We start from the raw sequence: 17,845 nt of genomic DNA on the forward strand, positions 1-17,845 counted from the left end.
GTTTACCGATGTATCATCGCCAAATGCTTACAAAGTGCTTACAAAGATTTGGGGGTGGTATGGGGCAGAAAAGCCGGCTGTCGTTAACGGTGAAACGCATCAATGACCTGTTGCCGCCCGCTGAGATCGGAGGCCAGGATTTCTACTGGAGCGCCGACCAGGCCGGCTTGGCCGTGCGAGTGACGGCGGGCAAAAAGGCGTTCATCTGGCAAGGCCGCTATCTGGGCAAGGTGGTGCGGATAACCATTGGTGATTGGCCAGGCAAAAGCATTGGCGATGCCGAGAAGGTGGCGCGCACGTTCCAAGCCGAGATTGACGCCGGGCGCGACCCACGCCAGTTGAAAAAGGACAACCAGGCGGCGGCTGTTGCTGCCAGTGAGCGGGCCAGGCTTGAGGCCGTCACGGTGGCCGGTGCCTGGGCTGACTACTTGGCCGACCGTCGCCCGCACTGGGGCGATATGCATTACCAAGACCATCTGAGCTTGTCCCAAGCGGGCGGCGAGAAGCGCAAGCGCGGTAAGGGTGAGACGGTGGCGGGGCCGCTGCATGCCTTGATGACGTTACCGCTTTCATCGCTGAGCGCGGATCAGGTCGAGCGCTGGGCGGCAACCGAGGGTGCGGCACGGCCAACCCGTGCGCGCTTGGCCATGCGCTGCCTGAAAGCCTTCCTGCGCTGGGCTGCTGTCGAGCCACGCTATCGGTCTGTCGTACCAGGCGACCAGGCCATAACCAAGCGCGCCCGCGAGCGCCTGGGCCGGTCTGAGGCCAAGCAAGGCTGCTTGCTCAAGGAACAATTGCCGGCATGGTTCGCAGCGGTGCGCGGTCTGGATAACCCAGTGATTGCTGCCTACCTGCAAACGCTGCTGCTGATTGGTTCGCGGCCTGGCGAACTGCTGGAACTCAAGTGGGCGGACATTGATTGGAAGTGGTCGGCGCTAACTATCCGTGACAAGGATGCCAGCAAGGGCGGGCGCGATGGCATGCGGACCATTCCGTTGACGCCATATGTGCAGCGGCTGCTGGATGATCTGCCGCGCCGTAATCAATGGGTGTTCTCAAGCCCTGCCAGCGCCAATGGGCGCATTTCCGAAGCCAACCATGCCCTAGATCGCGCCTGTGCTGTTGCGGGTGTCTCAGTCACTCCCCATGATTTGCGCCGCTCGTTTGTGAGCCTGTCGGAATGGCTGGAACTGCCCTCCGGTGTGATCGCGCAGATCGGCGGGCACAAGCCCAGCGCGACACAGGAACGGCATTACAAGGTGCGCCCCTTGGACCTGTTGCGCATGCATCACGAGCGTTTCGAGGCGTGGATGTTGGAACAGGCAGGGGTGCCGATGCCTGTCACTGAAAGCCCGCGCTTGAGGGCTGTGCAATGAGTGAGGAACAGCAATACATCATTGTGCGGCTGAAAGTTGCGCGTGCTGGAATTGATGAGTTCAGGCTACCACTCCAGGCTGACGGAACGCTGCACCCAAGGCTTGAGCCGTTCCGGTCAATCGAAAGTCTGAACGACTTGTGGGATAGGTTCTGTGGGCAGCTGATCGACGAGGTAGTACCTATCAACCGAGACGATAGCGAGGGCATGCAGACACTGTTGAGCCTATTGGTAGACGACCCCACGGGCCCTGACTTGTTGTCTGCGCTGCGCGAATTTCGTCGCAGATCCAGACAGAAGCTCGCCAAGCGGCTGGAGGATTATGACGAAGTGAAAGGGGAGAGAGGTGGCGACGAAGATCGAGACCCTGACACTGTACTTCGAACATTCAATCGTAAGAAAGCGCGACTTAAGAAAAGCATATAGGGGACAGTCACTCGCGGCAGTGGCTGTCCATGACATGGCTTTGTTTGTATGAATAATAGGTAACCGAAGGGCAAAAAAATACCTATCGGGAGTCTATACAATGACTAACTTAATTACCCCTAATTCACTTGACTCAATTGACCGTAAGTTTCTGACGACAGCTGAGGCCGCGTATTTTCTGAATCGTAAGCCGCAAACGCTACGAAATTGGGCGCAGATGAATAGCGGTCCAGTGAAGTGCGTTCGCATTGCGGGGCGTCTGGCATGGCCGACTGTCGCAATCAAAGCCATGTTGGCTAGCGCTGAGGCTGAGTATGCTGTTGTAAGTGGAGTCTTGAGCTCAAGCGTTGGGCAACAAGAAAACCGGGCTGCAAGGGCCCGGTTGAACGCAGATTAACAGCAATCAATTTCAACCCGACTAGGAGCTAAACCAATGGGAACTGCAATGGCAGGCACCATGCATTGGTCCGCTGACTGTCGAGCCATTCTCGCAATTCAAATGCCGGATGGCTGAGTCATGGCTGGGGATTGGATAAAGATGCGCTCTGATTTGGATAGAGACCCAGCTGTTATCAAGATGAGCACAATTCTCAATGTTACTGATTGCGCGGTGGTTGGAATGCTGCATCGCCTCTGGTCTTGGGCTGATGCGCAGTCACGCGACGGTCATGCTAGTGGCGTGACGAAAAGCTGGGTTGATCGTTACGTGTGTCATGTGGGCTTCGCAGAGGCTTTGGAAAAGGTGGGTTGGCTGAGAGAAGAAAAGGAAGGGATTACCCTTCCGAATTTTGACCGGCACAACGGGAAGTGCGCCAAAAAGCGTCTTGTAGATGCTCGCCGTCAGCAAAAATACCGGGAGAAAAGCGTAACGCACGGAGCGTGACACTCATCACTCAGGAGTCACGCTGCGAGCGTTACCAGAGAAGAGAAAGAGAAGAGAAACAGAAGAAGAGCAAAAGCCAAAGCATTCGCTTCGCTCTGCTTTTGGCTTTTGCTCTTGATCGCGTAACGGTCAAAGACCGGGGCGTTTGATCTTGCCCGAAAGGGGCCCCGCTTGCGGGGTTGAGGGCGGCTCTTGAGGTTCGGCGCCTTTCGGCGCCGGGAGGCGCGCAGCGCCTCCTGTACTGAGCATTGTAAAAACGGGGGATAAGTGACCGCGCAGGCATACCTAGCGTAACGCCCTGAGGGTGAGTGTATGAACGCAATAGATGCGAGTGTTTACAAGTCGATCAACAGCTATACGATCACGCCGAACGTTCAAGCTGTCGAGCTATTCGACCGGCTACAGGCCCCCTTGGCTGACAAGCGTCTATCGAGCAGTGCCAGCAATGGGCGTGGTGATCGCTACTTGCTGGTTTGGCGTGACTTGATGCGGTACGTCGATGGCGCTACATGGCTGATGCTGGGCCTGCCCCATCCTGCCACCTGTGACTTGTGGCGTGTTGATGTGCAAGCGGTACGGGCAGGTGCAATGGGCTGCATGGTGCTGGCCACACCTGTTGCTGCCGGCACCCAGCGGCGAACCATAGAGACAATCGACGAAGGGTTATTGGTGCCAATCGGGGCCATCGAGATTGTGCGGGACCGGGCTTGGGCGTTATGCCTGCCGCCCATTGCAGCGGCTAGGGCGATTGAGTGACGACAACAGGGCGGAGCGTTCCCTAACTACCTGAACGAGCCGGCCAGCCTCGCCGGCTTTGGAGGCTGTATGCATACGCGTCGAGTCGAGCAAATCAACGTTTACACAATCGCGGCAAACCGCGTGATTGGCCATGGCAATTGCATACGCGAAGGCAGCAACGGTATACGATCAAAGGTGCGTTTACGTTACCGGCTACCTGGGTGTGGCAGGATCAAGGTACGCGGCACATGGGAGTTGTGGAATGGTGCGGCCTGGGTGCATCTGGGTTATTACCCTGACCTAAGCGCGGACGATGTGTGGTCAATGCTGCCGGGCTTATTGGTCGAGGCCTGGCAGAGGCGAGCAGATCGAGGCGGCGGGGTGGTGCTGCCGACCTGCGGTGATGTGCTGCGTTGGTATGGTGAACGGCAGGCGGGGAGTGCTGATAGCCAGGTGTCGCCGGCACGCAAGGCGGCTATCAGGTCGCACCTAAAATGCTGGCTGCTGCCGTCGCTGGATGTGGTTAGGGTCAATGACCTGTCGCGCAGGGTGCTGGAGCACCATCTATTCGAACGCATGCGCGCTGCTGGTCTGGAACCTTCGACACAGGGCGCTATTTTCAAAACCCTGCGGGCGGCGGTGGGGGCGGCGCGTGATGCAGGTCTGACGGGGGGCGGTGATTTCCTGTTACTGCGCCTGGCTGACCTCCCGATACGCGATATCGAACCGAAAGAGGCGCGATTACACGCGCACCAGGTTGGTCAGGTGGCCGATCATATGGTGGCTACTGTCGAGCGCGAGCCGATGCTTGGCATGCTGTTAATGCTGATGCTGTCCTTTGGCGTCCGCATAGGAGAGACGCGGCAGGCGCGGTGGGAGAACTTCGATCTAGAGGCGCGTGTGTGGATCATTCCAGCGGAAACGACGAAAACGCGCACGCGCCACGTTCTGCCGCTAACTGATGCGCTGGTGCAATGCCTAAGCGACTATCGCCGCTGGCTGTTCCGCAATGGGCTTGAGGGACCATGGTTGTTTTGCGACAAGCGAGGGCGGCCATTGTCGGATAGCCTGGCGCGGGCATGGGTGGCGGCGGCGGCGCGCTCGGCGGGGTTGCCCACGGGTAGATGGTCAAGTCACGACCTGCGCAAGCTGGTGCGCGTCTGCTGGACGTTCCAAGGTGCCAATACCGATGCAGCTGAAGCGCTGTTGAACCACGCTCAATCAGCCTTGCTCAAGGCGTATATGCAAGAAAAGCCGCTTGAGCAGATGCGGGCGGTGCTGGAGGTATGGCATGGTCAGGGTACTGCCAATTGTCCCGGTTTGAACCTTTCGAATCGGCTCCCGAGAGGGGCATTCTAGAGGGATAGCGCAAAAAAAGCGTGAGACAGGGCAAAAACGGCGATATCTGAAAGTCGAGAATCGAATACGCAACTCTCTGAATGCAGCAGGCTAGAGCGCCTGCTGTTTTTTTTTGCAAGAACATGACCAATCGTTGGGTACAAATAACACGGTGCGCACGGTTGAGGCTGCGAAGGATGCATAGCGGTCAAGGCTATTTGCGGCATAGCTTCGATTGCCATTACTTCGTGTCCTAGGTCGTTAAGCAAAGTGAACGTGAATGCTCAGGTTAGAGCCTTCGCCGGTATCGCGTGACACAGTCAGATAACAATTTGATCATTTGGTCAAAATACAAGTAGAGGGAAAAAATTTTCTCTGCGAGGTTCAGGGACTGTAAATCAAAAGGTTACGAGCGGTGCGAAGCTATAACCGGGAGCGCATTGGGCTAAAAGTGATGTGCCTTAACTAATTTGCATTATGATGACTTTTTTGGGGGGGGGCTAGAAGCAGCACGTAAGCACGTGCGTTCGGCAGACGGAACAAATCCAGGTACCGCTCATATCTTGGCCAATCTCCTTTCGAGATGGATTCGGCGGAAGAATTCTAGGCTGTCCTGGCAAAGACCTAAAGGCTAACCTAGCCGGGCCGTTGGGATAGGCCAGGTCAGCCTGCGATCTCAGGTCACCTTATGCGCTGCTCTAGACATCACTGATAAAGCGATATCGGTATAAAGTGAGGAAAATTCGGGTGGGAGTTTTACTGCTCGCTGTAAGTACTCTGCGGCAAGGAGAACAAACTTCGGCGCGTAAGGAGACTCTCGGGCAATATCCAATTGCAGTCCCGTCTCTGGCATATTTCTCATGTGGGTAAAGGCGATCTCCCTAGAAAGCAACGCAGCTGGGAGAGCCTGCTGCGGGGCCTGTACAATCTCGCGCACAAGCTGCTCAAATCGTTCGATATCCGGGAAAATGCTTACTGACTCATCATTTGGCCCTGTGGCCATCAGCCTAATCTTTTTAGCTGTCTGCAGGTTCTCATAGCCACCATACACGGACGATAGAAGGGCTAACGAAAAGTCCTCGGCTGCCGACGGGCGCATGAGCAAGAGAAATAGCTTGTTGGCAAGACTAGATAGCGAAGTCAAGAAGAGGCATAGAGCATCGCCAAATAAGGCAACGTGGTCACCTTTCGCAGGATCTAGCTCAGGCCTCAATCTACGCAGGCGCGCGATAGTTTTTCGACACTGCTCGCCATAATCCTTGATCGTCCAAAAGGAGCTCGCGGCATAGCTCATATATTGAGCAAATGCCTGAGATTTTGAGCGTAGACCCAAGAACATCTCCCAAGCCTCGATTTCAGCCACTTGAGAGTAGTTTTCAGGGAGATTTATTGCCCCTTGGAGACCCTGAGCCAAGTCTTCAAACTCAGTGTCGTGAAGAAGTGAAACGCCCAGTTCGGAGGCGCTTCCCCGATGATCCCGGGTCAAACTAACCTTTGGATTTAGGACAACGAAGCCATGATCTGCGCCAACCTTGGACATGACGCCCCGCAGCCAAAACGCTCTGCCAATTGCCGACTCTCGTGTGCCGCTCTTACAGTCAAAGACGAGCTTGCTGTGCGTTCCGACCGATGACGCGGAAATAGCTAGCACGTCAAGGTCAGTCAATAAGAATCTAGATTGTTCTATACGATTGTTTGGCTCAATCTCGACTTCAAGCTGCGGTAGCCAGCGCTTGGATACGCAGAATTTTAGTGCTGTAGCCTTTTGGGCTCGGTCCTTTAGCATCTAAATTCCCTCCAAAAGCAGGTCAGATATTTCATTTTGCGTCTCAGCAGAAAGCTTGATTGTCTCACGCTCGCGCAGAATCTTAGCGCTGACAAGCGACTCGACATATGACTGACTGCCCGTCATCGCCGCGATAGCATCCTTGTCGATGGCAAGATCCGTTATCTTTTCACCTTGAACCAGCTGGTATGCGATCCGTAGGGACTCTCGGTTCTCGGGGGTGTCGATCACTTTTAGCTGATGCCAACCATTGTTCAGCTTCTCAAGCTTCGCTATTCGCAAGAACACCAGGTTTTGGTACTGCTCGGCATAGTCGCTCGTCGGCCGAAGCTCCAAGTCAGTCATCAACTTGTACAGGAGGGCACCAGGATTTCGGATGCAATACTTATTGGGGAGCAGTTCGCCTTGCCTCACGGCCGATACGATAGCCAGTGCTCGCTCGTACTGTTCTCGCTTTAGCGGACTAACATTCACCTGGCCAGGTGTGGGGGTGAACATGAACATTGACGTACCGGCGTGCGAGGTGATGATCGAAGGTGGTTTGACCATACCATCCTGCGCCAATCGCTTGAGTAGTGCGACCTCGTCGCTAGTAATTTTTGTGCCAGCGATCTCACCGGTCGCCTCGATCAGCGAAAGAGGCCAACCTTGAGCGCGTTTGAGTAATTTCAACGTGTTTTGAACAGTTTTCGCACCCGATTTCGCCACTTGATCAGCAAAAATATCTGCATTTTCTGTGAAATAAGTCGGGTTCATCAGGATGTCGCGTGTACGGTGACGTTGCTTCAAGAGATAGCTACTTTTCGTACCTAGCTCGATGCTGTCGTCAAAGTCCTTGCGATTCGCTCCTAGCTTAGATGCTAGCGAATCGGCATTATGGGGCGCTCCCGCCAACCGATCCACGATTTCCAGGGTCATCGTCTCAAATTCGTCGGGCTTTGACTCGTCCGCAAAATATTGCCCTAGCCCATCGTAGAGTTGGTCGAAGAAAGGGACTGTGGGCAGGACTGACTTGATAGTTTTCCCTTCCTGTACGAGTCGGACGAAGCCAATTTCAGCCAAAAGCCTGGTGACCCTTTCTACGGCTAGTGTGGGAATGCCGATCAGGCTGGACGCTACCAGTTTTACTAGGGGGTATTCCAGCAGAGGTAAGCCACGGATGTGCAGAGCAAGCTGTACGGCCATCCCCATTTCGGGAATGCGTTCAAGCCGAGAGTGATCTTTGGTCCCCATTGCCAGCTGAATTTCGTGGCAACGTGCAACAACTATTTTTCGATCCATGATGAATACCTGTGGGAATACGGGCGTCAGCCTTCTCTGCGGTGTGCAGCCGTAGGTGATAGAGACCAGTCCATGATGGCAAACGCCAAGGACCGCTGGTCCGTGCAAATCCGGTAAGTGAACAGGCTTTTTTTGCCAGTTGCTTACAAAGTGCTTACAAAGCCTTCAGGCACAAAAAAGGTCAATCGCGGCGATTGACCTAAGTCGTTGATTTCATTGGTGGGCCCACACGGACTCGAACCGTGGACCAAAGGATTATGAGTCCTCTGCTCTAACCGACTGAGCTATAGGCCCTCAGTAAGTGGCCGGATTATAACGAGGGTTTCGCACCTGTGCCATCTGAAAGATCCGATAGTGCTATGCGAAGAAACGTCGCCGCGAACTCGTCCGGGGGCAGGGGCAGGCTGACGATGTAGCCCTGGATCTGCTCACAGCCCTCTGCCGCCAGGAACCGTTGCTGGGCCTGGTTTTCCACGCCCTCGGCAATGATGGTCAGCTGCATGCTGCGGCCCAAGGCGATGATGGCGCGGGCGATGGCGGCGTCATGAGGGTCGTCGGGCAGCCCGCGGATGAACGACTTGTCGATCTTGAGAATGTCCAGCGGCAGGCGCTTGAGGTAGCTCAGCGATGAATAACCGGTGCCGAAATCGTCGATGGCCAGTTGCACGCCCAGTTTCTTCAGCTGGTACAGCACGGCCAAGGCTTCCTCTGCCTGGCTCATGATGAAGTTTTCGGTGATTTCCAGCTGCAGGTCACCGGCTGTGAGCTGGTAGTGCTTCAGCAACTGTTCGATGCGCCTGGCAAGGTGGGGATGGCGTAGCTGGGCGCCGGCGAGGTTTATCGACAACGGGCCGAAGGGTTCGTAGTGCATCTTCCACGCCTGCATCTGCCGGCAGGCCTGCTCCAATACCCAGTCACCGATCTGGAGGATGGTGCCGTTCTCTTCCGCCAGGTGAATGAAGTGTTCTGGCGGCACTTCACCAAAGGTCGGGTGGCTCCAGCGTATCAGCGCTTCGGCACCGACCAGGCTCTGTGTCTTGAGGCTGAGCTTGGGCTGGAAGCACAGGCTCAGTTCGTTGCGCTCGATGGCGCGGCGCAGTTCGTGCTCCAGGGCGATGCGTTCGCTGGCCTGGGCGGTGAGGTCGAGGGTGTAGGCTTCGACGCGGTTACGGCCCTTGGCCTTGGAGCGGTACATGGCGGCGTCGGCGTTGCGAATCAGTGTGGCAACGTCGGTGCCGTCCTGTGGATAAAGGCTGATGCCGATGCTGGCGCTGGTGAAGAACTCATGCTCGCCAGCCTGGAATGGCGCGTTGAAGCAGGTCAGCAGCTTGTTGGCGATGGCGCTGGCGTCACTGGGTTTGTGCAGGCCGGGCAGCAGGATGATGAACTCATCGCCACCCAGGCGGGCCACGGTGTCGACATCACGCACCTGCTCCTTCAAGCGTTGGGCGATGCCCTTGAGCAGCAGATCGCCGACTGGGTGGCCGAGGCTGTCGTTGATGTGCTTGAAACGGTCCAGGTCAAGGAACAGCACCGCGCCCTTGCGGTTGGAGACCTGCGCGCAGGTGAGCGCGGCCTGCAGGCGGTTCTCGAACAGGGCACGGTTGGGCAGGCCGGTCAGTGGATCGTGGTGGGCCTGGTAGTCAAGCTTGGCCTGGGCGTGCTTGAGGCTGGAGATGTCGGCGAACACAGCGACGAAGTGGGTAATCTCGCGCTCGCTGTTGCGCACGGCGCTGATGGTCAGCCAGCCAGGGTACAGTTCGCCGTTCTTGCGCTTGTTGTAGATCTCGCCTTGCCAATGGCCTTCATCGGTCAGCTGGTGCCACATGGCGGCATAGAACGCACTGTCGTGCTGGCCGGAGGCGAGCAGGCGTGGGGTCTGGCCGAGGGCTTCGATCTCACTGTAACCGGTGATTTCGCTGAAGGCGCGGTTTACGGCACTAATGTGCTGGTCGATGTCGGTGATCAGCACGCCTTCGGCGGTGTTCTCGAACACGGTGGCGGCCAGCTGCAGCTTTTCCTGCATCAGATGGCGCTCGGTGATGTCGCGGGCGATGGTCAGTATGCAGTCGTCGCCAGCAATCGGCAGCGGCCGTGCAGAGAGTTCGCAGAGGCGAATCTGCCCGTCGCTGCGGCGCAGGTGGCACGTGAAGTCGCGTACGAAGCCGTCGCGGTTTAGCTGTTGGACCAGACGCTTGCGCTCGTTGAGGTCGACCCAGATGCCCAGGTCCAGCGAGGTCTGGTCGATGGTCGGGCTGAGGTCATAGCCGGTCAGGCGGCAGAAGCCTTCGTTCACTTCGAGCAGCAAACCGTCGCTCTGGCGCGACAGCAGCAGGCCATCGGGCGAGGCATGGAAGGCCTTGGCGAATTTCTCTTCCGAGGTTTGTAGCTGCTCCTGGGTTTCTTTGAGCTGGCTGATATCGCGTACCGCCACCACGAGCGCGAGGTTGCCGTCGAGTTCAAAGGTTTCGGCCGAGGTCAGGCCGGTGAAGAGTTGGCCGTTGCTGCGGCGGAAGCTCATTTCCAGGTTGCGGATACCGCCTTGGTGCAGGCGTTCGAGCAGCCGCGGGCCGTCGCCTTCGACGCCCCACAGGTTGAGCTCGGTGGCGGTGCGGCCAATTACCTGGCTCGGGGTGAGGCCGATCTGCTCTTCGAAGGCCTCGTTCACCTCCAGCAGGCAGCCGTCGCTGTGGCGGGCGATCAGCAGGATGTCGGGGCACTGCTGGAACACCGAGGCGAACTTCTGTTCGGACAGGCGCAGGGCGTCCTCGGTGCGCTTGGTCTCGCTGATGTCGATCATCAGGCCACGCATCACCGGCTGGTGGCCATGCTCGATCATGCTGACGATGTTGCGTACCCACAGTGGCTGGCCATCGGCCCTGATCACCCGGTAGTCGAGGCTGTGGTCGCGGCCGGCGGCAGTCTCGCTGTCGCAGTAGGCCTGGGCCCAGAGGGCATCCTCCGGGTGCAGGATGCTGCGCCAGAAGCCAGGTTTGAGCCAGTCGGCCAATGGGTAGCCGAGCAGGCCTTCTGCGTGGGGCGAGACGTAGCTGTAGGTGAAGTCGTTGGCGTCGGCCTCCCAGGCGATAGCGGACAGGCTCTCGACCAGGCTGCGATAGTGGTACTCGCTGCTGCGCAGTTCCTGCTCCAGGGCGATGCGCCGTGAAATTTCCGAACTGAGCCGGCGGTTGATGCGGATGACCGCTGCCAGCACGGCCATCAATACCAGCACCGTGGGCAGGCCATACACCAGCAGGTCCGACCAGAACATCCGTTGGTCGACCACATTGCCCACCCAGCGTTGCTGGATCTGGCTGACTTCGCTGCTGCTCATGTCGGCTATCACTTTGTCGAGAATGCCGACCAGTACTTTCTTGTCGCGCGGGGCGGCCATGGCCAGCTGGTAGCGGTAGGGCGTTTCGCCGCTGACGTAGAGGCCGTCGAGCTTGAGCTGGCGCAGGCTCCAGATGCTTGAAGCGAGGTCACCGACCACGGCGTCCACTTCGTCGGTGGCCAGGGCCTGCAGGGTGGAGCTGACGTTAGGCAGGGCCACCAGGTTGAGGTCTGGGTGGTGTGTGCGCAGCAGTTCGTGCGGGGCGTAGTTTTCGACCACGGCGATCTTCAGGCCGTAAAGGTCGTCCAGGTTGCGCGGCTGTGCACCGCCTTTATGGGCGAGGATTACGATGGGGAAGTCGAGGTACGGCCGGGTGAAGGCCAGGTAGCCTTGGCGCTCGGGGGTGGACATGATGCCGGGCAGCAGGTCGATGCGGCTTTCGCGTGCTTGCGCCAGTACCTCGGTCCAGCTGCTGGGTTCAACCGGTTTGAGTGTCACGCCCAGGCGTTGCTGGATCGTGGCGATGTAATCGGCGGCCAATCCCTGGTACCGGCCCTCCTGGTCGCGAAACTCGAACGGTGGCCAAGAGGCGTCTACACCCAGGCTTAGCTGCGGGTGGGCAGCCAACCAGGCTTTCTCCTCGTCTGTCAGGGTCAGGGCGCCGGCCGCTGTGTTCCACAAAATCAGGAGCAGCAACAGGATGGCCGGCATCAGCGGCATAGCGGCCTCACATTCAAGTGGTATGAAGTCGAGTGTAGACGGGCATTGCTGTAGGTGTGCGTTGGAAGGCAGGGTCTTTTGTCAGAGGCAACAGGGCCTTGCGGGTGTGGGGCGACCTGCATGGCCTCTATGGCATGCGCGCCCCCTGTAGGAGCAGCCTTGTGCTGCGAAGACGCCAGTTAGGCCAAAGATCATTTACTGTTGCAATGGACTCTTCGCAGCACAAGGCTGCTCCTACAGAGATCGCGCCAGAATTCAGATTTTGCGCAACAGCCGGAAAAGAAAAACCCCGGCCTGGGCCGGGGTTTTGTCATCACTCGTCGAGGAAGGAGCGCAGATGCTCGCTGCGAGTCGGGTGGCGCAGTTTGCGCAACGCCTTCGCTTCGATCTGACGGATCCGCTCGCGGGTCACGTCGAACTGCTTGCCCACCTCTTCGAGGGTGTGGTCGGTGTTCATGTCGATACCGAAGCGCATACGCAGCACCTTGGCTTCGCGTGCGGTCAGGCCCGAGAGCACGTCACGAGTGGCTTCCTTGAGGCTTTCGACCGTGGCCACGTCAATCGGGGACTGCATGGTCGAGTCCTCGATGAAGTCGCCCAGGTGCGAATCTTCGTCGTCACCGATCGGGGTTTCCATGGAGATCGGCTCTTTGGCGATCTTCAGTACCTTACGGATCTTGTCCTCAGGCATTTCCATGCGCTCGCCCAGCTCTTCCGGGGTCGGTTCGCGACCCATTTCCTGCAGCATCTGGCGGGAAATGCGGTTGAGCTTGTTGATCGTCTCGATCATGTGCACCGGAATACGGATGGTGCGCGCCTGGTCGGCGATCGAACGGGTGATCGCCTGGCGGATCCACCAGGTGGCATAGGTCGAGAACTTGTAGCCGCGACGGTATTCGAACTTGTCCACCGCTTTCATCAAGCCGATGTTGCCTTCCTGGATCAGGTCGAGGAATTGCAAGCCACGGTTGGTGTACTTCTTGGCGATGGAGATCACCAGACGCAGGTTCGCCTCGACCATTTCTTTCTTGGCGCGGCGGGCCTTGGCTTCACCGATCGACATGCGACGGTTGATTTCCTTGATCTCGGCAACGGTCAGGCCGGTTTCGGTCTCAAGGTCGATCAGCTTCTGCTGGCAAGCGACGATGGCAGCGTCCTTTTCACCCAGGGCGGCAGCCCATTTGGTGTTGCGCTTGGCCAGGTCACCGCTCCAGGTCTGGTCGGTTTCGTTGCTCGGGAACATGCGCAGGAAGTCGGCACGCGGCATGCGGGCGTCACGCACGCACAGCTGCATGATGGCGCGTTCCTGCTGGCGCAGGCGGTTCAGGGCGTCACGAACACGCTCTACCAGTACCTCGAACTGCTTCGGTACCAGCTTGATCGGCATGAACAAATCGGCCAGGGCCTGCAGGGCGTCGATGCTTTCCTGGTGGGTGCGACCATTCTTCTTCAGAACCTTGTTGGTGGCCTGAAGCTGGTCGTTGACCGCGCCGAAACGCTGACGGGCGACTTCCGGGTCCGGGCCGCTCTCGGCCTCTTCCTCGTCGTCACCGCTTTCGGATTCGTCCTCGTCGTCGTCGGACTCTTCCTTCGCAGCGGCGGCCTTGGTGCCCGGGATCGGCACTTCTTCGGTCGGCGCGGCGATATTGTCGTCAGGATCGATGTAACCGCTGAGAACGTCCGACAGACGGCCGCCTTCGCTGGTGACACGGTCATATTCGCTGAGAATGTAGTCGACAGTGCCCGGGAAGTGAGCGATGGCGCCCATGACTTCACGGATGCCTTCCTCGATACGCTTGGCGATTTCGATCTCGCCTTCGCGGGTCAGCAGCTCGACGGTGCCCATTTCGCGCATGTACATGCGCACCGGGTCGGTCGTGCGGCCGATATCGGTTTCAACTGCCGCCAACGCAGCAGCGGCTTCTTCGGCCGCGGCTTCGTCGGTGTCGGCTTCCGCCAACAGAAGGGCATCCGCATCCGGAGCACTCTCGAATACGTTGATCCCCATGTCGTTGATCATGCGGATGATGTCTTCCACCTGTTCCGGATCTGAAATATCCTCAGGCAGGTGGTCGTTGACCTCCGCGTAAGTCAGGTAGCCCTGCTCACGACCGCGGGTGATCAACTCTTTGATACGAGACTGCTGTTGCGCTTTTCCGGACATAACACCCTATCCACTGAAGGTCTTGGCGGGCAAAAAACAAGCCGAGGATTATACCCGAGCATGGGCCTCACGCGCCAGATGAGGTCGGCGTTTGTGCGGGAACATTCCGGCTCAGCAGGGCGAGGAGCTGGGTTTTTTCCTCGCTGGTCAATTCGCTTTGACGTGATTTCCTGAGCAGTTGTTCCAGGCTGCGCTCGCGTTGGCGGGCGGACAAGCTAGTTATAGTGTCGAAAAACTGTTGTTCAAGGTTGTCGGCCACGATCAGCCATTCCTTTTCCGCCAAGGCCCGCAGCAGGCGCCCCTGTTCGGTGCCGTGCCAACGTGCGATCAACTGCATTGAGCTTAGCCCAGGATTTTTCTGCGCGGCTTCGATCAGTGCCACCAGCAGCTGGCTGTACAAGTGTTCTTCATCGGCGAAGTGGCTGGCATCTTCCACCTTGCCGGCCAGCAGAGGGTGGTGCAGCAAGGTGCGCAGGGCGGCCAGGGTGGGCGGCTCGACCGGGGCCGGTACGCGTGGTGGTGCTTCGTCACGCTGCTGCCATGGCTTGCCACCCTTGCGGTTCCTGTCCCAGGGTTTGTCGCCCCACTGCTTCTTGCCAGCGCCCTTGTTCGGCTTCCACTCCTGTTCCTGATGAACGGGGGCGAAGTCGTGCTGCGGCATGTCGCCGTAATCGGGGGTATAGCTGGCCATGGCGTCATAGTCGTAGCCAGGGTCGTAGTCCGGCACGCTGCTGGTGGCCGGGGCGTGTTGCGCCAGTTGCTCGACCTGCTGCGGGTCGAGGCCGGTGATTTCCTTAATGCGGTTGCGCATCAGCTGGCGCAGGTTGGCGCCGGGGATCTTTTCGATCAGCGGTGCGGCAAGGGTCGCCATGTGCGCCTTGCCTTCCAGCGAGCGCGGGTCGGCTTCGACGCTTAGCTGCTCGAAGAAGTAATCGGCCAGCGGCTGGGCGTGCTGGTTGATGCGGGCCATGAAGGCGTCGGTGCCTTCGGCGCGCACCAGGCTGTCCGGGTCTTCGCCTTCGGGCAGGAACAGGAAGCGCGCGCGGCGGCCGTCCTGCAGGTTCGACAGGGTCGACTCCAGGGCGCGCCAGGCGGCCTTGCGCCCGGCCTGGTCACCGTCGAAGCAGAACAGCACGCTGGGTACCACGCGGAACAGGCGCTTGAGGTGCTCTTCGCTGGTGGCGGTGCCGAGGGTGGCCACGGCGTTGCGCAGGCCCTGCTGGGCCAGGGCAATGACGTCCATGTAGCCCTCGACGACGATGATTTCGTCGAGGTTGCGGTTGTGCTTGCGTGCCTCGTACAGGCCGTAGAGTTCCTGGCCCTTGTGGAACACCGGGGTTTCCGGGGAGTTCAGATACTTGGGCTTGTCGTCGCCGAGCACTCGGCCACCAAAGGCGATGATGCGTCCGCGGCTGTCGCGGATCGGGAACATCACCCGGTCGCGGAAACGGTCGTAGCGCTTGCCGCTTTCGGCGTTTTCGATCAACAGGCCGGCATCGATCATCACCTTCTGCTGCAAGGTGTCGGCACCCAGGTGCTTGAGCAGGTTATCCCAGCCTGGCGGGGCGAAGCCCAGGCCGAAGTCACGGGCGATTTCCCCGGACAGGCCGCGGCCCTTGAGGTAATCCACCGCTGCCTTGCGGGTCGGGTGGCTGCGCAGGGCCTGGCGGTAGAACTCCGAGGCGGCGTCCAGCAGCGGGTACAGCGGCGAATCGGTTGGCTGGCGCGGCTTGTGGTCGCGGCGACCTTGCTCGCGGGGTACTTCCATGCCGGCGGCGCGGGCCAGCTCCTCGACCGCCTGGGGGAAGTCCAGGTTGTCGTGGTCCATTACGAAGCCCAGGGCGTTGCCGCCGGCGCCGCAGCCGAAGCAGTAGTAGAACTGCTTGTCGGGGCTGACCGTGAAGGAGGGGGTTTTTTCCTTGTGGAACGGGCAGCAGGCGGAATAGTTCTTGCCGGTTTTTTTCAGCTGGACGCGCGAACTCACCACGTCGACGATGTCGAGGCGGTTGATAAGGTCGTCAATGAAACTCTGGGGAATCAGCCCGGCCATGGCAGTCTCGTCATCTGGCAGCTGGCAAGTCTAATCGCTCACGCGCCGAATGGGGCGAGTGCCGCTTGGGAAAGTGCGAGGGAATGTGTGCTCGTCGCCAGCCCCTGAGGGCTCGTCAGTCGGACGTGCACGTCTGGTCATACAACAAGGAGGACCAGCTCTGACGTTTCAGGCAGGTTGCCCATGTGCAGTTCGCATGAAGCTTGTGCAGGGCCTTGAGCTAGCTGCTCAAGTTTGAAGCGACCACTGCCATCGCCCGGCGGTTAGCCGGGCAGGGCAGAAGCTTTGCGTAGAACGTCTGTATTAGTACAGACGAACGGCGCGGCGCTGTTCGCGCTGAACTTTCTTGGCGTGACGCTTAACAGCAGCAGCTGCTTTGCGCTTACGCTCGGCGGTCGGCTTCTCGTAAAACTCGCGGCTACGAACTTCAGCCAGTACACCGGCTTTTTCGCAGGAGCGCTTGAAACGACGCAGAGCTACGTCGAAGGGTTCGTTCTCTTTAACTTTGACGGCTGGCATCCAGGGCTACCTTAATTCATTACCGGGGTAGACGTGCTCCTGGCAAAACAAAGGTGTGCTGGAGAACGTCGGTTTTCAAGGGTTGCGGATGTTAACCCTTAGCAAGCCGGAATGCAAAGCCTCTGATCGAAAACCGCTGGTCGGCATCCGACACGGGGACTATCATGCGCGGCTTCGAATTCAGCCCCCACAAGGGACGAACCCATGCTAGTACTGGGATTGGAAACATCCTGCGACGAAACTGGCGTCGCATTATACGACAGCGAGCGCGGTTTGTTGGCCGACGCGCTGTTCAGCCAGATCGACCTGCACCGCGTGTTCGGCGGTGTGGTGCCAGAGCTTGCCTCGCGCGACCACGTCAAGCGCATGCTGCCACTCATCCGCCAGGTGCTGGATGAGGCCGGCTGCGTCGCCACCGAGATCGACGCCATCGCCTACACCGCTGGCCCTGGCCTGGTCGGTGCCCTGCTGGTGGGGGCCTCGTGCGCCCAGGCGCTGGCCTTTGCCTGGGACATCCCGGCGATTGGCGTACACCACATGGAAGGCCACCTGCTGGCACCCATGCTGGAAGAAAACCCACCGGAGTTTCCGTTCGTCGCTTTGTTGGTTTCCGGTGGTCACACCCAGCTGGTGCGGGTCGATGGCATCGGCCAGTACGAGCTGCTGGGGGAGAGCCTGGACGACGCCGCCGGCGAAGCGTTCGACAAGACCGCCAAGCTGATCGGCCTGAACTACCCCGGTGGCCCGGAAATCGCCCGCCTGGCCGAGCGCGGCGTGCCTGGCCGCTTCGTGTTCCCGCGGCCGATGACCGACCGCCCGGGCCTGGAGTTCAGCTTCAGCGGCCTGAAAACCTTTGCCCTGAACACCTGGCAGCAGTGCCGCGATGCCGGCGACGACAGTGAGCAAACCCGTTGCGACCTGTCCCTGGCATTCCAGCAGGCGGTGGTGGAGACTTTGACCATCAAGTGCAAGCGGGCGTTGAAACAGACTGGCCTCAAGCGCCTGGTCATTGCCGGTGGCGTCAGCGCCAACAAGGCACTGCGTGCGTCCCTTGAGGACATGCTCGGCAGCATCAAGGGCAACGTGTACTACGCGCGCCCGCAGTTCTGTACCGACAACGGTGCGATGATCGCCTATGCCGGCTGCCAGCGGTTGTTGGCCGGGCAACAGCAAGACCTGGCAATCAGTGTGCAGGCACGCTGGCCGATGGAGCAGTTGCCGCCGCTTTAAG

The 17,845-nt window shown here is 59.0% G+C and carries 12 protein-coding genes and 1 tRNA gene; 6 read left to right on the plus strand and 7 right to left on the minus strand.

All coding sequences use genetic code 11. The features are described 5' to 3' along the window. The first annotated feature begins 8 nt into the window (after positions 1-8). From M1D87_RS02055 to M1D87_RS02075, 5 genes are all read left to right on the plus strand, one after another. Positions 9-1,376: a tyrosine-type recombinase/integrase gene (locus tag M1D87_RS02055; RefSeq protein WP_421091529.1), complete on the plus strand. Its 1,368-nt coding sequence runs from the start codon at positions 9-11 to the stop codon at positions 1,374-1,376. Beyond that, positions 1,373-1,801: a hypothetical protein gene (locus M1D87_RS02060; RefSeq protein ID WP_421091530.1), complete on the plus strand. Its 429-nt coding sequence runs from the start codon at positions 1,373-1,375 to the stop codon at positions 1,799-1,801. Before M1D87_RS02055 ends, M1D87_RS02060 begins: the two co-directional genes overlap by 4 nt. Positions 1,802-2,318: 517 nt before the next feature. Beyond that, positions 2,319-2,684, plus strand: coding sequence for a hypothetical protein (locus tag M1D87_RS02065; RefSeq protein ID WP_421091531.1), 366 nt, complete (start codon positions 2,319-2,321; stop codon positions 2,682-2,684). 312 nt (positions 2,685-2,996) lie between these two features. Beyond that, on the plus strand, positions 2,997-3,440 hold the full coding sequence (locus M1D87_RS02070; RefSeq protein ID WP_421091532.1) for a hypothetical protein: 444 nt from the start codon (positions 2,997-2,999) through the stop codon (positions 3,438-3,440). A 69-nt stretch (positions 3,441-3,509) separates the two neighbouring features. Next, the gene (locus M1D87_RS02075; protein WP_421091533.1) at positions 3,510-4,781 is read left to right on the plus strand and encodes a site-specific integrase; all 1,272 of its coding nucleotides are present in this window, start codon (positions 3,510-3,512) and stop codon (positions 4,779-4,781) included. Positions 4,782-5,436: 655 nt separating this feature from the next. Here M1D87_RS02075 and M1D87_RS02080 read toward each other — a convergent pair. The 7 genes from M1D87_RS02080 to rpsU form a co-directional block, all read right to left on the minus strand. Further along, positions 5,437-6,546, minus strand: a complete 1,110-nt coding sequence (locus M1D87_RS02080; RefSeq protein WP_421091534.1) for a hypothetical protein — start codon at positions 6,544-6,546, stop codon at positions 5,437-5,439. Beyond that, positions 6,547-7,827 (minus strand): hypothetical protein, encoded by a 1,281-nt coding sequence (locus M1D87_RS02085; protein WP_421091535.1) that lies wholly within the window; start codon positions 7,825-7,827, stop codon positions 6,547-6,549. Positions 7,828-8,044: 217 nt separating this feature from the next. Further along, positions 8,045-8,121, minus strand: a tRNA-Ile gene (locus M1D87_RS02090). Between the two features lie 16 nt (positions 8,122-8,137). Further along, positions 8,138-11,881 (minus strand): bifunctional diguanylate cyclase/phosphodiesterase, encoded by a 3,744-nt coding sequence (locus M1D87_RS02095; protein WP_123084605.1) that lies wholly within the window; start codon positions 11,879-11,881, stop codon positions 8,138-8,140. Between the two features lie 313 nt (positions 11,882-12,194). Further along, positions 12,195-14,045, minus strand: coding sequence for an RNA polymerase sigma factor RpoD (gene rpoD, locus M1D87_RS02100; RefSeq protein ID WP_013970578.1), 1,851 nt, complete (start codon positions 14,043-14,045; stop codon positions 12,195-12,197). Positions 14,046-14,112: 67 nt separating this feature from the next. Continuing rightward, entirely contained in the window at positions 14,113-16,095 is a 1,983-nt protein-coding gene (dnaG, locus tag M1D87_RS02105; RefSeq protein WP_421091536.1) for a DNA primase, read from the minus strand. A 303-nt stretch (positions 16,096-16,398) separates the two neighbouring features. Continuing rightward, positions 16,399-16,614 carry a 30S ribosomal protein S21 gene (gene rpsU / locus M1D87_RS02110; protein WP_003255575.1) on the minus strand — a complete coding sequence of 72 codons (216 nt, stop codon included), beginning with the start codon at positions 16,612-16,614 and terminating at the stop codon, positions 16,399-16,401. A gap of 204 nt (positions 16,615-16,818) precedes the next feature. Between rpsU and tsaD the strand changes: the two genes are divergently transcribed. Continuing rightward, entirely contained in the window at positions 16,819-17,844 is a 1,026-nt protein-coding gene (gene tsaD / locus M1D87_RS02115; RefSeq protein ID WP_015268715.1) for a tRNA (adenosine(37)-N6)-threonylcarbamoyltransferase complex transferase subunit TsaD, read from the plus strand. Position 17,845: the final 1 nt, after the last annotated feature.

Source organism: Pseudomonas sp. SA233 (assembly GCF_054792385.1).

Coding starts and splice junctions, on each gene's coding strand:
- rpoD (WP_013970578.1), bottom strand. CDS start 14,045: ATGTCCGGAAAAGCGCAACAGCAGTCTCGTATCAAAGAGTTGATCACC.
- M1D87_RS02070 (WP_421091532.1), top strand. CDS start 2,997: ATGAACGCAATAGATGCGAGTGTTTACAAGTCGATCAACAGCTATACG.
- M1D87_RS02095 (WP_123084605.1), bottom strand. CDS start 11,881: ATGCCGCTGATGCCGGCCATCCTGTTGCTGCTCCTGATTTTGTGGAAC.
- tsaD (WP_015268715.1), top strand. CDS start 16,819: ATGCTAGTACTGGGATTGGAAACATCCTGCGACGAAACTGGCGTCGCA.
- M1D87_RS02085 (WP_421091535.1), bottom strand. CDS start 7,827: ATGGATCGAAAAATAGTTGTTGCACGTTGCCACGAAATTCAGCTGGCA.
- dnaG (WP_421091536.1), bottom strand. CDS start 16,095: ATGGCCGGGCTGATTCCCCAGAGTTTCATTGACGACCTTATCAACCGC.
- M1D87_RS02060 (WP_421091530.1), top strand. CDS start 1,373: ATGAGTGAGGAACAGCAATACATCATTGTGCGGCTGAAAGTTGCGCGT.
- rpsU (WP_003255575.1), bottom strand. CDS start 16,614: ATGCCAGCCGTCAAAGTTAAAGAGAACGAACCCTTCGACGTAGCTCTG.
- M1D87_RS02055 (WP_421091529.1), top strand. CDS start 9: ATGTATCATCGCCAAATGCTTACAAAGTGCTTACAAAGATTTGGGGGT.
- M1D87_RS02075 (WP_421091533.1), top strand. CDS start 3,510: ATGCATACGCGTCGAGTCGAGCAAATCAACGTTTACACAATCGCGGCA.
- M1D87_RS02080 (WP_421091534.1), bottom strand. CDS start 6,546: ATGCTAAAGGACCGAGCCCAAAAGGCTACAGCACTAAAATTCTGCGTA.
- M1D87_RS02065 (WP_421091531.1), top strand. CDS start 2,319: ATGGCTGGGGATTGGATAAAGATGCGCTCTGATTTGGATAGAGACCCA.